The organism is Sphingopyxis sp. Root1497 (assembly GCF_001427085.1).
Lineage (GTDB): Bacteria > Pseudomonadota > Alphaproteobacteria > Sphingomonadales > Sphingomonadaceae > Sphingopyxis.
Genome location: NZ_LMGF01000005.1, coordinates 1,595,901 through 1,609,881, shown reverse-complemented (window position 1 = coordinate 1,609,881; position 13,981 = coordinate 1,595,901). Strand labels below are relative to the sequence as shown.

The following is a 13,981-nucleotide window of genomic DNA, read 5'->3' as shown; positions in this document are numbered from 1 at the left end:
CTCAGCGCCGCTCCACGCCCGAAAAATCGAGATCGCGTGCGACGAATACCGAGATGCTGGTGCCCTGCGCAACCTTCAGGGTCGGGGCAATATTGCTCGGCTGCGGGCGCTGGGTTCCGCTGCCGCCGGGCAGGATGACGACCGGCGAATTGGTCGCGCTCGCTGCGGCGTTGACGCCGATGTCGAGCACCGACTGCAGGATCGCCTCGCCGAAGCGCGAGAAGAAATGGCTGTTCACCTTAGCCTTGATCCCGCCGCGGCCGAGCGGGTCGCCCGAAGGCGAGTTCAGCGAGATCGTCGCACCGTCGGGGCGGATCAGGCGCGTCCAGGTGATGAAGGCGCGCTTCTGTCCCTGCGTCGCTTCGGAGCGATATTCGCCGATCAGGCGGCTGCCGCGCGGGATCAGCACCCGGCTGCCGTCGAAGCTGCGCACATCGCGCGCCACGACGGCGCGCGAGAAGCCGGGGCGCGAGCTGTCGAGCGGGGTCTCGAGCACGGCGGGGATCAGCGAGCCCTGCACGACGGTGGTCGAGCGGTTGGCGAGCACCCCGGCGCGGACACGCCCGGCCTCGGCGGGTGCGGCGGCGCGCGATGTCGAACCGTTGCCGTCGTCCTGCGATCCGCTCGCCGCGCCGGTCGAACCCGCACCGTCGTAAACGAGGACCGGACCGGCCCCGACCGCACGCGGCGGCGGCTGGGGCGGGTCATAACCTTGCGGCGGACCCGGGTTGGGTTGCGGCATATAGACGATCTGCGGCGGCGGGGGCGGTGCGTTGCGGGCCGGCGCTTCGAGATCGCGTTCCAGCGGCGCGGGCAAAAGCTGTGGCGGCTGCGGGTAATCGTCGGGGATGGCGAGCGGTGGCGGGGCGGCAATCATCGCGGTCTGGGCGCCGGTCACGGCCGGGGCCTCGGCATTCTGGCGCCGCGCTTCGAGCGCGACGAACAGGATGATGGCGGCCAGGATCGCAAGCCCGACGAGCAGCGCGGTCGGGAGACCCTGGCGCGGGCGGCGCACCTGCGGCGCGTTGGTCGGTGCCGGTTCGGGGGCGATCGTGGTGTCGGTCATTTCGCGCGCGCCTGGCTGCGGCGCACCGCGCGGGCGAGCTTGCCGTCGAGACGGAAGACGAGGCTGGGCACGACCTCGTCGATGGTCAGGATACCGTCGCGCATCATCGCATCGACCAGCACCTCCTGCCCCAGCTTGTCGACGATATAGATGGCCGGGAGCAGGGCGTCGTCGTTCCACTGCATATAGGTGCGCTTGCCATCCTCGCTGATCGCGGCGGGATAGAGTTCGCGCGTGCCGCTGAGCTTGTAGAGTCCCTGGTCGATACGCTGCTCGTCGGGCGGGGTCGAAACCGCGGTCGGTTCGGGATAGGCGAAACGAACGATCTGAGCCGCGCCCGCTCCGCCATAATTTGCCGGCGCGAGTTCGAACAAATAGGTGCGGGTGCCGGTCACCACCGTCATATTGGTGGTGATGCCATATTGCAGCGGCTTGATGAAAATCCGGTCGCCGCGGCGGCTGGGCGAAACCTGCCAGGCGCTGCTGTCGCCGAGCGCGATATTCTCGATCGTCTCATCGGGCGAGATTTCGACGGTGAGTTGGTAGCCGGTCGCTGCGGTCAGTCGCACGACCTTGCCCTCGGCATAGGTGACCGACTGGATCGCCGGATCGATGCCGACCGGTTGCGGGTCGATCTGCGCCGCCGCGGGCAGCGCGACCAGCGCGGCTAGCAGGACGGGCGTCAGGCGAATCACAGCGTTACCTGTGTGCCGTCGGGAAGGACCTTCACGACGTCGCCGCGACGCGTCCCCCCGGCAGGGGGTTGTGGCAGCACTTCGTCGCCGACCGCGATCGGGGCGCCTGCGGTCCCCTGCTTGGCGGGCGTATTCGTCGCGGCGGGCACGGCGGCGGGCAGCATTTCGGCGTCGCGGCGATAGCTCAGCACCTGGAAGCCGAGCGGGTTGAACACCCGGTCCTCCTGCTTCATCGGCTCGCCCGAATAGCGATATTTGATCGTCGATACCCAGCTTTGCGCCGGCTGCCAGTCGCCCGCGGCGTCGCGGCGGCGGGTGTCGAAGCGGATCAGCGCGACATTGGCGCTGATCGGCGACACGCTCTTCACCAGCGTCTCGATCATCGTGCCGCGCGGATATTTGACGAGCGGGCTGGCGGCATTGTTCGACTGCATGATCGTCAGATAGTCGCTGCGCGCCTTGTCGGCCGACCAGAGCGCGACCTTGCGATAGTCGTTCTGCACCGTGTCGACGTTATAATTCTCGCGCGCGATGACGTACTGGACGAGGAAACTTTGCGTCAGCGCGGTGTCGCCGCTGACCCGCTGCGGCTCGAGCGGGTTGAGCGCCTGGACGAAACCGGTGTGGCGATCGACGAGCAACGTATAGGGTTCGACGGTCTTGAGCGGGGTCAGGAAAACCAGCGCAATCGCTTCGAACAGCGCGATCGCCGCCGCAACGCCGGCGACGATCCACGCGGTCCGGCGCGATTTCGTCAGCTCGTCGTGACGGTCGGCGCCCCAGCTTTCGGCGGCCTGCAGATAGTCTTCGCGGTTCTGTTTCATATCCTGTTTCATCAACGTGTGTCCCGGCGGCTGCCGCTCGTCGAGGTGCGACCGGTGGTGCGGCGGCGCGACGGTGCGTCGCTGCCGCTATCGATGGAGGCGCGTTGCGGATTGCGCGGCGCGTTGGTGGCGGACACCGCCCCGGCGACGGCACGGGCGCGGTCATTGCCGCCGCCTGCACCTGCGCCGGCGGTCGTTTCGCGGCGCTGCATCGCCTCGACCGCATCGACGACGACCGCGGCGCGCGAGCGCGGGTCCTGACGTTCGGCGGGCTGGGCGAGCGGGCGCTGACCGGCCTGTCCGGCGCCGCCGCCGAGCGAGGCGGGCAGATATTGCTGCGTCCACTGCCAGCTCGGCAGGCGCAGGCCCGCCGCGACATAGAAGGAGACGAGCAGCACCGCGAGGGCGACGAAGGCGAAGACGATGCCGAGCACGAGCAATTCGGTCGCCGATCCCTGGATCGAATAGCCCGAGGCGCGCAGGTTGATCAGCGTCACGACACGCGGCTGGAAGATGGCGGTCTCGACCGCGAGAACCAGCGAACTCGCGGTGGTGCCGAGGGTGAGGCCGATCAGTCCGCGCAGCCAGCCGCCGAACAGGCCGCGCGTCGCGTCGAAGAGCAGGAAGGCGATGAAGAGCGGAGCGAGCGCGAGCAGGACGCCGGCGGCGAGGCGGGTGAGAGCGATGCTGCCGATCGCGCCGGTCAGAAAACTCATCCGCGCGGCGCCGAGCGCCTTGGTCTCATAGGTGGTGTCGGGTTCGATGCCCTGATCATCGCTGACCCCGGCTCGGTTAGGCTCGGCGCCGATGCCCCAGGCGTTGAGCGTGCGCAGCGCGCGGTCGGTTTCGGACAGGCGCGTGGTCAGCGCCGTCCCGCCGCCGTCGAGCGAGGCCGCACCGCCGACGGTTGCGCCGAGCTGTGCCGGTGCGTCGATCGCGACGTCATAGACAAGGGTGCGAAAGGCCGGCCAGCTCGTTGCGAGGGCGAGGACGATGCCGATCTTGGCGAAGATCAGCAGCCCGCCGCCAAGGTCGGGGCCGCGCCCGACGAACATGCGGTAACCGATCAGCGCGACGAAAATCGTCAGCATCGCGGTGAGGAAGGCCATGATGCCCGACCCCGGCGCCGACAGTGCGAGATAACCGGCGTTGCCGATCGTCTGCGCCTGACACTCGATGGCGCTCAATGTCCCGGCGACGAAGCTGTCGCCCGAGGATGGCGTGCAGGTGGCGAGGGCAAAGCTCATGCGACGGCCAGCAGGCGTGACATCCACACGCCGGGATCGTCGCCCGCGGTCTCGCGGATCTGGTCGAGCAGGCGCACCGTGCGCTCGCGGCCCGAGAGGATGGTCAGCAGGTCGCGCTCGCCGGTCAAGTTGAGCCGCACGACGACGCTGTCGTTGCCATGCTTGACGAGGAAGCAATGCGCATCGTCGGGCAGGGTGCGGATGAGCTGATACTCATGCTCGGTCAGCCCGAAGCCGTCCATATAGTCGGCGGCGCGGGCTTTCGGGTTCGCCATGAAGATCTGCGTCGCGACCTGTTCGATCAGCGCGCTGGCGATCTTGCTTTCGAGCGCATCCTGCGCGCTCTGCGTCGCGAAACCGACGATGCCGTTGCGTTTGCGGATCGTCTTTTCCCAATCCTTGATCCGCCGCACGAAGACATCGTCGTCGAGCGCCTTCCAACCCTCGTCGACGACGATGATCGTTTTCTCGCCGGTCAGCCGCTCCTCGACGCGGTGGAAGAGATACATCATCGTCGGGGTGCGCATCGCGGCATCGTCGAGGATGACGGTCATGTCGAAGCCGATCGTCGGGCTGTCCATGTCGGTCAGATCCTCGACATTGTCGAACAGCCAGGCGCGTTCGCCGTCGCCCCACCAGGGCCGCAGCCGTGACCACATGTCATCGGCGCGCGGACGGGCGCCGCCGCGGAACAGCTCGGCGACATGGCGCAGGCGCCGGTGCGCGGGCGGTTGCGCATAGCTTGCGTCGACCGCATCCTTGATCTGCGCCATTTCCTCGATGCTGGCGCCGCCGACGAGCTGTGCCAGCCAGTCGATCAGGAACTGGCGGTTGACCGGGGTGTCGTCGAGCTGGAGCGGGTTCAGCCCGCTGGCGACCCCGGGCCGAAGCTGGTCGTAGCGGCCGCCGATCGCGCGGATGAACAGCTCGGCACCGCGATCCTTGTCGAAGAAGATGATGCGCGGGTCGAAACGGCGCGCCTGCGCGAGGAGGAAATTGACGACGACGGTCTTGCCCGAGCCCGACGGGCCGATGACGGTAAAGTTGCCGAGGTCGCCCTGGTGGAAATTGAAATAATAGGGACCGGCGGCGGTGGTTTCGAACACCGTCACCGCCTTGCCCCAGACATTGCCCTCGGCGCGGCCCGCGGCGAAATTATGCCCGCTGGCCAGCCCCGCGAAATTGGCCGAGGAGACCATGCCGCGGCGGACGATATATTTGAAGTTGCCGGGGAATTGCGACCAGAAGCTCGGTTCGAGCGCGACATCCTCGCGCACCGAGATAATGCCGAGTTCGGCAAGCGAGGCCTGGACGTCGGCGATATTGGCGCTGACCTCGACCTCGCTCGCGCCATGGACGGCGATCGTCATATGATGTTCGCCAAAGGCGGCGCGGCCCGCCGCAACATCGTCCTTGGCGCGCGCGAGCTGATCGCGCAGGCTGAGCGCCTCATCCTCGGTCGAGCGCATGCGCCGCAGCGCGAGGTTCATCTTGCCGAGCGCTGGCTGGCGGTCGACGAAGGCGAAGCTCTGCGCCATCACCATTTCGAAGGGCAGGCGCAGCAATTCGTCGAACATGCCGGTCGCGGTCGACGCGGGATAATCCTTGATCGCGACGATGCCGACGAAGCGGCGCTCGGCGTTGCCGACGGGGGCGAGTTCGATCGTCTCGGCGCCGAAGCTGATCCGGCGATCGGGCAGATAGTCGCCGGCGTCCTGATGCGGGGCGAGCAGGCGGCGCGGCTCGCCCGAGAAGAGTTGGCCGAAAAATTCGAGCGGTTCGGAGCAAAGCCCCTGATCGGTGTCGTAGAGACCGAGCAGTTCGGGCTGGTAGCTGCCGAGCTGCGCCATCAACGCCTCGCGCGCGGTATCGAGCAGGCGCAGTTCCTGCTTCACGGTGGCGCGGTAATCCTGCCCTGTCGAACCAAGCCAGCCCGACAGGCGGTCGAGCAATCCCATACGCCCCGGCGCCGGGCGGCGAACGAGGGTGAGATAGAGGTCGTTGCGATAGAGTTGCTTGGTCGCGAGCCGCGCCTGCCAGCGTTCGTCGAGTCCCGCCGAGAAATCATCGCCGAAATCGCCGTCGAGGGTGATGCTCGCCTCGCGCCGCACGACGTGATGATAGAGCGCGTAGCGCGACGATCCGATCGCCTGCAGCATCGCGTCGCGGAGCAGCTTGCGGTAATTGAGCTCGTCGCTGTCGGCGGTCTCGAACAGGATGCCGCGCAGGCGGATGACCTGCATCAGCATGCCGTCGCGGGTCTCGATCGTGTGATCGTCGACATGGCGGCCATAGGGCAAATGCTTGCCCGCCGGCACCTCGCCGTCGCTCGCCGCCGGGTGCGGTTTCAGGGTCGGTAGGAGTTGCACTGCCAGGTCTTGAAATTCTTGACGCGGGGACAGCGGCTGACCTTGGTCAGCCATATATCGAAGAAGCGCGGTTCGCGCAGGCACAGCAATGCGCCGACCAGATGGACCAGCAGCGCGCCGAACAGCGCCCAGAGCGAGCGGAAGATCAGGAACAGCTCGGTCGCCACGATCGCGTTGATCACGAAGAAGCTGTAGGTGACGCCCGCGAACATCTGCGGGCGGGTCAGCGCTACAAACAGGGGGTCGCGGTCGAGGTCGCTCACGGCGAGCCCCTAGAGTCCGCCGGAGGTCGACTGGATGCCGGCGACGATGCTGGCAGCGCCGAACAGGATGAAGCAACCGAGGATCACGGTGGCGCCGTAACGCCAGTTGATCCGTCCGGTGAGCATCAGGAAGCCGACCGAGGCGACCGCGATGATCGCGACGACGGTGGCGACGGTGCCGAGCAGCGTGCCTTGCAGCCACCGCACCGCGTTGACGATGGCGCCAGACCCCTCGGGGTCGGGAAGGCTGCTTTGCGCATAGGCGGCGGATGCATGGAAAAGGCCGGTCGCGGTGGCAGCAATCGCCGATAGTCTGGCACTTAGTTTACGCAAAATCATCCCCCCGGCCCGCAGGCCTCAGCACTCCCCAAGCTTAAAACTCTATAGGCAAAGGGCTTCATGGTGCAAGGGCGATGCGCCGTTCACCCCAACAGTTCGTCGTTTCATAGCGGGAGCATGAATCCAGTCTCCGTCATTGCGAGGAGCCGAAGGCNGACGCGGCAATCCAGAGCCTGCGTAAACCGCTCTGGATTGCTTCGCTTCGCTCGCAATGACGACCAGATTAATTCGATGGTGCCGACGGCAAATCGCTTTCCCAGCCATAGGGTGCCCGCTTGCGGCTCCCGGTGTCGACCTCGTTCATCGTCAGCGGATCGTACAGCCGCCCGCCGAGCATCACGCGATGGATCTTGTCGGTGTTGCGGATGTCCTGCGTCGGATCGGCGTCGAGGATCAAGAGATCGGCGAGCTTGCCGGGTTCGAGCGAACCGATGTCCTTCGCATAGCCGAGCGATTGCGCGGGCATGATCGTGGCGGCGCGCAGCGCGTCGATGTTGCTCCAGCCGCCGCGCACGAACGACCATATCTCCCAATGTGCGCCGAGTCCCGATTGCTGGCCGTGTGCGCCGATCGAGACGTTGCGCCCCGCCTGCGCGATCTTCCACGCCTCGCGCGCCGAATCGTCGTCGACATAATCGCCCTCGGGCGCGATCGTGCGGCGCTTGTTCTGGGCGGCGAGTTCGGTCGGCGGCGCGTGGCGCGACAGGATCGGATGCTCCCAGACATTGGTGTGAGCACGCCAATAGGGATCGCCCGCCGGGCCGCCATAGGTCACGACCAATGTCGGGGTGTAATCGACAGTGGTCTGGCCCCAGAGCTGAACCAGATCCTGATAGAAGGTGTGTAGCGGGATATTATGCTCTACGGTCGAATTGCCGTCCTGGATCAGCGTCAGGTCCATCGTGTAGAGCGAGCCACCCTCGGGAACGACCTCCATGCCTTCGGCCTGGGCCGCTTTCACGACCATCTGGCGCTGTTCGCGGCGCGGCTGGTTGTAGTTCTTCACGCTATGCGCGCCCTGCGCCTTCAGGCGGCGGACATGCGCGAGGGCGTCTTCATAGCTGTTGATCTCGGCATAGACCCCAGCCGCCTTGGCGCCGTAGATGATCTCGCCGGTCGAGAAGATGCGCGGCGCGAGGATCACCCCGGCGCGCTGCATTTCGGCCGAGGGGAAAATCTCCGATGCGCGCGACGACGGGTTGTGGCTGGTCGTCGTGCCCATCGCGAGATTGACGATTTCGGACCAGTTCTGCTGCGGCACCAGCTCGTCGTCTCCGTGCGAGCCATGCGCATGGGCATCGACGAAGCCCGGGACGATCGTCTTGCCGGCGGCATCGACGGTGACCGCGCCCGCGGGGACGCTGATCGACGCGAGCGGACCGACCGCGGTGATGCGGTCGCCTTCGATGACGATCGCGCCATTGTCGATGATGCCGCCGTCGTTGCCGGCCATGGTGACGATGCGGGCGCCGGTGATGACGACCGTGCCTTTGTGCTTCGCGGCGGCCTGCGTCATCGCCAGCGAAACGCCGTCGGTGGGCGTCGCGAACTTGGGCGCCTTTTCGTCCGCCGGGGCGTTGGCGAAAAGGCTGGCGAGGTCGGCGCTGAACAGGGTCGCACCGCGGCTCCAGTGAAGCTTCGCGCCGTCGTTCGACCAGTGCATGAAATCGGCACCGCTGCCGCTGACGCGGGTGACCGGCAGCGCGCCGCTCTTGGTGCCGAGCGACACGTCCTGCCCGCCGGGCATCAGCGGGGTGACATAAGCATCGTAATTCTGCCGGAACGCGAGCGTGCGGCCGTCGGGCGAGATTTCATAGTCGCTGACCAGTTCGCCGTTCGCATGGGTGCGCTTATCCTGCCCGTGGAGGTCGGTGCTGACGAGCTGGCTCTTGCCGTCGCCGGCGGTGATCATGAAGATGCGGTCGTTGTCAGCACCGAATTGCGGCTTGGCGCCATCAGAACTGATACGCTCGGGCGCTCCGCCGGTTGTGGCGATGCGATAGATGCCCGGATCCTCGCTCCAGCGCGTCGAGGTCAGCCCGCCGCTACCACGCTTTTCGAAGACGATCGTCTTACCGTCGGGCGAGAAGCGCGGTTCGGCGTAATGGCCGGGATTGACCGTGACCTTGCGCGCGGTGCCGCCGGCCGCCGGAATCGCCTGGATTTCGCCGAGGCCGCTGTCGGTCCAGCGCACAAAAACGATCGATTTGTTATCGCGCGACCAGCTCGGCCACAGCTCCATCGCATTGTCCTTGGTCGAGGTCAGCCGGCGCGCGGTGCCGCCGGTCGCGGGCTTGGTCCACAGCTTGCCAAGCGTTTCGAACACGACGGTGCGGCCATCGGGCGAGACTTCGGCCCAGCGCGGCATCTTCGTTTCGAAGCTGTCGGGGGCGACTTCGACGGTCGGGTGGGTCGAGTCGATCACGACGCGGTCGTCGGCGATGCGGAACGGGATGATCCGCGCCTCACCGCCATCCGCGCCGACGCGGCGGAGCTTGCCGCCAGCCCAGAAGACGATGTCCTTGTTGTCGCGGGTCCAGGCCATGTTCGGATAGACGCCGGTGACCGCCCATGTTTCCTGCACATCCTGGTCGAGCGCGTCGTAGATCTTGCGCTCCTGCCCCGAAGCGAGGTCCTTCACATAAAGTTTCGACTGGGTGCCTTCGCGGCGGACGAAGGCAAGCTTCTTGCCGTCGGGCGAAGGGGTGGGACGCACCGCGCCGCCGGCACCCGAGGCCGCGGTGCTGATTTCGCCATCGGCGAGCGCATAGCGTTCGATGTGGAACAGGTCGCTGTTGCTGTCCTGCGCATATTCGAAGATCGGGCCGGGGGTGACGTTGCGCGTGTAGAAGACGCTCTTGCCGTCGGCGGCGAAGATCGGCTCGCCGAGTTCCTTTTGCAGCCGCTCGCTCGCCTTCTTGACCAGCGGCACGCCCGCGCCGCCCGAGACATGGTACATCCAGACTTCGCCGGTGCCGAGCGAGCGACCGGTGGTGAAATGCTTCTTCGCGACGATGAACTGGCCGTCGGGCGACCAGCTCGGCTGGTTGAGCAGGCGGAAATCCTCCTTCGACAGCTGGACCTTGCCGCTGCCGTCGCGGTTCATCAGCCAGATATTGTCGCCGCCGCCGCGATCCGAGACAAAGGCGATGCGGCTGCCGTCGGGCGAGAAGCGCGGCTGGTGCTCATAGGCCAGGCCCTCGGCGATGCGCGTTGGCGTGCCACCCTCGATCGGCATCGTGTAGATATCGCCGAGCAGGTCGAAGGCGATCGTCCGCCCGTCGGGTGCGACATCGACATTCATCCAGCTGCCCTCGTCGACCGCGATGCTCACCTTGCGCGTCGTCATGCCGGGGGGCGCGTTGACGTCCCATTTTTCGGCCTTCTTGTCTCCGTTTTCGGATGGGGCGGGCGCCGCAGCGGTTTGAGCGAAGACCGAGGTCGAGCAGGCCAGCGACATGGCCAGGGCGAGTGCATAGCGCGCCATTTTAGTTTCCCCTGTTGAAATAATGCTGCGACCATATGGCTTTGCCGCCCGAGTGCAAGCGCGGGGTTTCGATGAAGGCGCTGGTCCGGTCGACGGACGGCTGCTAGCCCGTTCGCCAGAAACATAAGCGGGAGAGCAAGGCGTGCCATTGACGGGTATCCGGGTGCTGGATTTCGGACGCTATATCGCCGGTCCCTATTGCGGCGCGCTGCTCGCCGACTACGGCGCCGACGTGATCCGCATCGAGGCGCCCGGCGGGAATGAGGACCGCTTTTCGGTGCCGATTGCCGAGGATGGGTCGGGGGCGATGTTCCTTCAGATGAACCGCGGCAAGCGCTGCCTCACGCTCAAGCCAGGCAGCGATGAGGGGCGCGCGATCGTGCGCAAGCTGGTCGCCACCGCCGATGTCGTGATCGCCAACATGCCCGACGACGCGCTGGTTAAGCTGGGGCTCGATTATCCGACGCTGTCGGCGCTCAACCCACGCATCATCCTGGTCACCGCTTCGGCTTTCGGAACAGAAGGGCCGTTGGCGCAGCATGTCGGGTTCGACGCGGTGGGACAGGCGATGTCGGGCGCGGTGCATATCGGCGGCAAGCATGGCGAACCCGCGCGGGCGCAGGTCAATTATGTCGACTTCACCACCGCGCTGCATTGCGCCTTCGGCGTGATGCTCGCGCTGCGCGAGCGCGAGACGACGGGCGAGGGCCAGCGCGTGTCGGGATCGCTGCTCGGCACAGCGCTCGCGATCACCAACGGGCTGACGATCGACCATGCGCTGAACGGCATCGACCGCGGCATGATGGGCAACCGCGCCTTCAGTTCGGCGCCGACCGACATCTTTGCGACGCAGGACGGATGGATCATGACGCAGGTCGTCGGCAACCCGATCTTTGCGCGCTGGGCGCGGCTGGTCGGGCGGCCGGAGCTGGCCGACGACCCGCGCTTCTCTAACGACATTGCGCGTGGTGGCCATGGTGAGGAACTGAGCGCAGTGATGGCCGAATGGTGTGCGGCGCGGACGAACGAAGCGGCGCTGGCCGAACTGGGCACGGCGAGGGTGCCGGCGGGGGCGGTGCTGAAGCCGTCGGAGGCGCTGGCGCACCCGCAGGTCGCGGCGACGGGGCTGGTCGAAGCGATGGCCTATCCGGGCGCATTTGGTACGGCGCCCGTCGTGCGCACCCCGATCACCCTGTCGGCGAGTGCCAAGGCCGATCCCGCCGCCGCGCCGCAGGTCGGCGAGCATAGCGACGCGATCCTCGCGGAAATCGGTTATGATACCGACGCGATTTCGGCTTTGCGGGCGCAAAGTATAATTTGAACGGCCTCACTGGACGTCGCGGCTGCGGATGATTAGATACCGGTCAGTACAGATTTAGCGCAGGAGTGCCCGATGAGCGACGCCAACGACTATGTTCCGCCGAAGGTCTGGACCTGGGACAAGGAAAGCGGAGGGCGTTTCGCGAACATCAACCGGCCGATCGCCGGGCCAACCCACGACAAGGACCTGCCGGTCGGCAAGCATCCGCTCCAGCTCTATTCGCTCGGCACGCCCAATGGCGTGAAGGTGACGGTCATGCTCGAAGAGCTGCTCGCAGCGGGCCATAGCGGCGCCGAATATGACGCCTGGCTGATCAACATCGGCGAGGGTGACCAGTTTTCGAGCGGTTATGTCGCCGCCAACCCCAACAGCAAGATCCCGGTCATGGTCGACCGCAGCGGTGCGGCGCCGATCCGCATCTTTGAATCGGGCGCGATCCTGATCCACCTTGCCGAGAAGTTCGGGGCCTTCCTGCCGACCGAAACCGCGGCGCGCGCCGAGGTGCTGTCATGGCTGATGTGGCAGATGGGCAGCACGCCCTTCCTTGGCGGCGGCTTCGGCCATTTCTACGCCTATGCGCCCTATAAGATGGAGTATCCGATCAACCGCTATGCGATGGAGGTGAAACGCCAGCTCGACGTGCTCGACCGCCGCCTTGCCGAAAGCGAGTATCTGGGCGGCAGCGACTACAGCATCGCCGACATGGCGACCTGGCCCTGGTATGGCGCGCTCGCCAAGGGGTTGGTCTATGATGCGGGCGAGTTCCTGCAGGTGCACGAATATAAGAATGTCCAGCGCTGGACCGACGCCATTGCGACACGGCCCGCGGTCAAGCGCGGACGCATGGTCAACCGGGTGACCGGCGACCCCGCGAGCCAGTTGCACGAGCGGCACGACGCGTCGGATTTCGACACGCGGACGCAGGATAAATTGGCGGTCGCCGACGGCAGCTGATCATCGAGGCCGGTTCAAGCGGCTGAAATATATGAATTGTCGGCTTTGACTTTTGGCAAGCAGCCGTTACCGTTCCCCGACTTGCGGCATCAAGGGGGGTGATGGCTGTGCCACGCAGATTCACATATATTTCGGTATCCGCACTGGCGATCGGCGCGGCGAGCCTTGCGGCACCCGCAGCGGCGCAGAACAATTATGTTGGTCAGATCGTCAAGACTGCCGGCAGTTTCTGTCCGATCGGCACGTTGAATGCCGAGGGGCAGTTGCTGAGCATCGCGCAGGAAAATACGCTCTATAATCTATACGGCACCACTTATGGCGGCGACGGGGTCACCACCTTTGCATTGCCCGATTTTCGCGGGCGCTCTTCGATCAGCGTGGGGCAGGGGCCGGGCCTGACCAACCGTGTCCTCGGGCAAAAAAGCGGCACCGAGACCAATTTGATGACGATCGCCAACATGCCGCGGCATGAGCATGTCGCGCTGCTCCGCACCACATCGGCGGCAGGCGATTCGCAGCGTTCGTTCCGCAACGTTTTCGCGACCACGCCCGCGAACAAATATGTAAGCGGAACCGTCCCGGTGTCGAACCTGATGAATCGCGAGACGGTGATCATCCGGCCGACCGGCGGCGACCAGCCGTGGGACCACCGGCCGCCGACGCTGACGATCCGTTATTGCGTGGTCGTGGCGGGCATCTATCCGTCGTCGAATTAGGCGATGCCGGGCACGGCGGCGCTTCGGGTAAAGGGCTTTAGGGGAAATATCATGCGGCACGGAAAATCTCTGGCGCTGGCCACGGCATCTGTGGCGGCGATTGCATCGGCAACGCCCGCGGCGGCGCAAACTTTCTTTCTCGGGCAGATTTTGGAGGTCGGAGCGACTTACTGCCCGCGCGGTTTTGCAAGCGCGAGCGGACAGCTTCTCTCGATCCAGCAGAATACGGCCTTGTTTTCGCTGCTCGGCACGACCTATGGCGGCAATGGCGTCAACACTTTTGCGCTTCCGGACATCCGCGGCCGGATGGTGATCGGCGACGGGCAACTCGGCGGTGGCGCATTCTATCAACAAGGTCAGATTTCCGGGCAGGAGACTGTCACGCTGACGAGCAATACGCTGCCGTCGCATTCCCATGCCGGGGCTTTCCTGTCGTTGACCGATGCGACGAACGAGCGGCGGTCGTTCCGCAATGCCTTTGCGACGACCCCCGACAACCAGTATAAAACGCCGCCGGTGAGCGGCCCGGTGTCGTTTGACGGCACCATGCATTCCGAAACGCTGACGGTCCAGAAGACCGGCACCGACGGGGTGCCGATTCCGAATATGTCGCCCTTTCTGGTGACCCAGTATTGCGTCGTGCTGCAGGGCATATTCCCCTCGCGCAACTGAGCTGCGCTTTCGGGCGATCGAAACATCG

The 13,981-nt window shown here is 65.8% G+C and carries 12 protein-coding genes; 4 read left to right on the top strand and 8 right to left on the bottom strand.

Features of this window, described 5'->3' with window-relative positions:
• Position 1: 1 nt before the first annotated feature.
• The 8 genes from ASD67_RS22090 to ASD67_RS22055 form a co-directional block, all read right to left on the bottom strand.
• Positions 2 to 1,066 (bottom strand): TrbI/VirB10 family protein, encoded by a 1,065-nt coding sequence (locus tag ASD67_RS22090; protein WP_235535787.1) that lies wholly within the window; start codon positions 1,064 to 1,066, stop codon positions 2 to 4.
• On the bottom strand, positions 1,063 to 1,761 hold the full coding sequence (locus tag ASD67_RS22085; RefSeq protein ID WP_056351748.1) for a TrbG/VirB9 family P-type conjugative transfer protein: 699 nt from the start codon (positions 1,759 to 1,761) through the stop codon (positions 1,063 to 1,065). Before ASD67_RS22085 ends, ASD67_RS22090 begins: the two co-directional genes overlap by 4 nt.
• On the bottom strand, positions 1,758 to 2,597 hold the full coding sequence (locus ASD67_RS22080) for a virB8 family protein (RefSeq protein WP_082545251.1): 840 nt from the start codon (positions 2,595 to 2,597) through the stop codon (positions 1,758 to 1,760). The genes ASD67_RS22085 and ASD67_RS22080 overlap by 4 nt, the downstream gene beginning before the upstream one ends.
• The gene (locus tag ASD67_RS22075; protein WP_056351746.1) at positions 2,597 to 3,832 is read right to left on the bottom strand and encodes a type IV secretion system protein; all 1,236 of its coding nucleotides are present in this window, start codon (positions 3,830 to 3,832) and stop codon (positions 2,597 to 2,599) included. The genes ASD67_RS22080 and ASD67_RS22075 overlap by 1 nt, the downstream gene beginning before the upstream one ends.
• Entirely contained in the window at positions 3,829 to 6,207 is a 2,379-nt protein-coding gene (locus tag ASD67_RS22070; protein ID WP_443028066.1) for a VirB4 family type IV secretion/conjugal transfer ATPase, read from the bottom strand. The genes ASD67_RS22075 and ASD67_RS22070 overlap by 4 nt, the downstream gene beginning before the upstream one ends.
• Complete coding sequence (locus ASD67_RS22065) at positions 6,180 to 6,464, bottom strand: type IV secretion system protein VirB3 (protein WP_056351740.1); 285 nt, start codon at positions 6,462 to 6,464, stop codon at positions 6,180 to 6,182. The genes ASD67_RS22070 and ASD67_RS22065 overlap by 28 nt, the downstream gene beginning before the upstream one ends.
• A gap of 9 nt (positions 6,465 to 6,473) precedes the next feature.
• The gene (locus ASD67_RS22060; protein ID WP_262408008.1) at positions 6,474 to 6,797 is read right to left on the bottom strand and encodes a TrbC/VirB2 family protein; all 324 of its coding nucleotides are present in this window, start codon (positions 6,795 to 6,797) and stop codon (positions 6,474 to 6,476) included.
• A gap of 229 nt (positions 6,798 to 7,026) precedes the next feature.
• Positions 7,027 to 10,290, bottom strand: a complete 3,264-nt coding sequence (locus tag ASD67_RS22055) for an amidohydrolase family protein (protein WP_056351732.1) — start codon at positions 10,288 to 10,290, stop codon at positions 7,027 to 7,029.
• A gap of 142 nt (positions 10,291 to 10,432) precedes the next feature.
• Between ASD67_RS22055 and ASD67_RS22050 the strand changes: the two genes are divergently transcribed.
• The 4 genes from ASD67_RS22050 (at position 10,433) to ASD67_RS22035 (ending at position 13,953) form a co-directional block, all read left to right on the top strand.
• The gene (locus tag ASD67_RS22050; protein WP_056351729.1) at positions 10,433 to 11,611 is read left to right on the top strand and encodes a CaiB/BaiF CoA transferase family protein; all 1,179 of its coding nucleotides are present in this window, start codon (positions 10,433 to 10,435) and stop codon (positions 11,609 to 11,611) included.
• Positions 11,612 to 11,683: 72 nt separating this feature from the next.
• Complete coding sequence (yghU, locus tag ASD67_RS22045; protein ID WP_056351726.1) at positions 11,684 to 12,565, top strand: glutathione-dependent disulfide-bond oxidoreductase; 882 nt, start codon at positions 11,684 to 11,686, stop codon at positions 12,563 to 12,565.
• Positions 12,566 to 12,672: 107 nt separating this feature from the next.
• Complete coding sequence (locus ASD67_RS22040) at positions 12,673 to 13,281, top strand: phage tail protein (protein ID WP_162248631.1); 609 nt, start codon at positions 12,673 to 12,675, stop codon at positions 13,279 to 13,281.
• Positions 13,282 to 13,332: 51 nt separating this feature from the next.
• A complete protein-coding gene (locus tag ASD67_RS22035) occupies positions 13,333 to 13,953 on the top strand; it encodes a phage tail protein (protein ID WP_082545250.1) in 621 nt (206 codons plus the stop codon).
• The last annotated feature ends 28 nt before the right edge of the window (positions 13,954 to 13,981 follow it).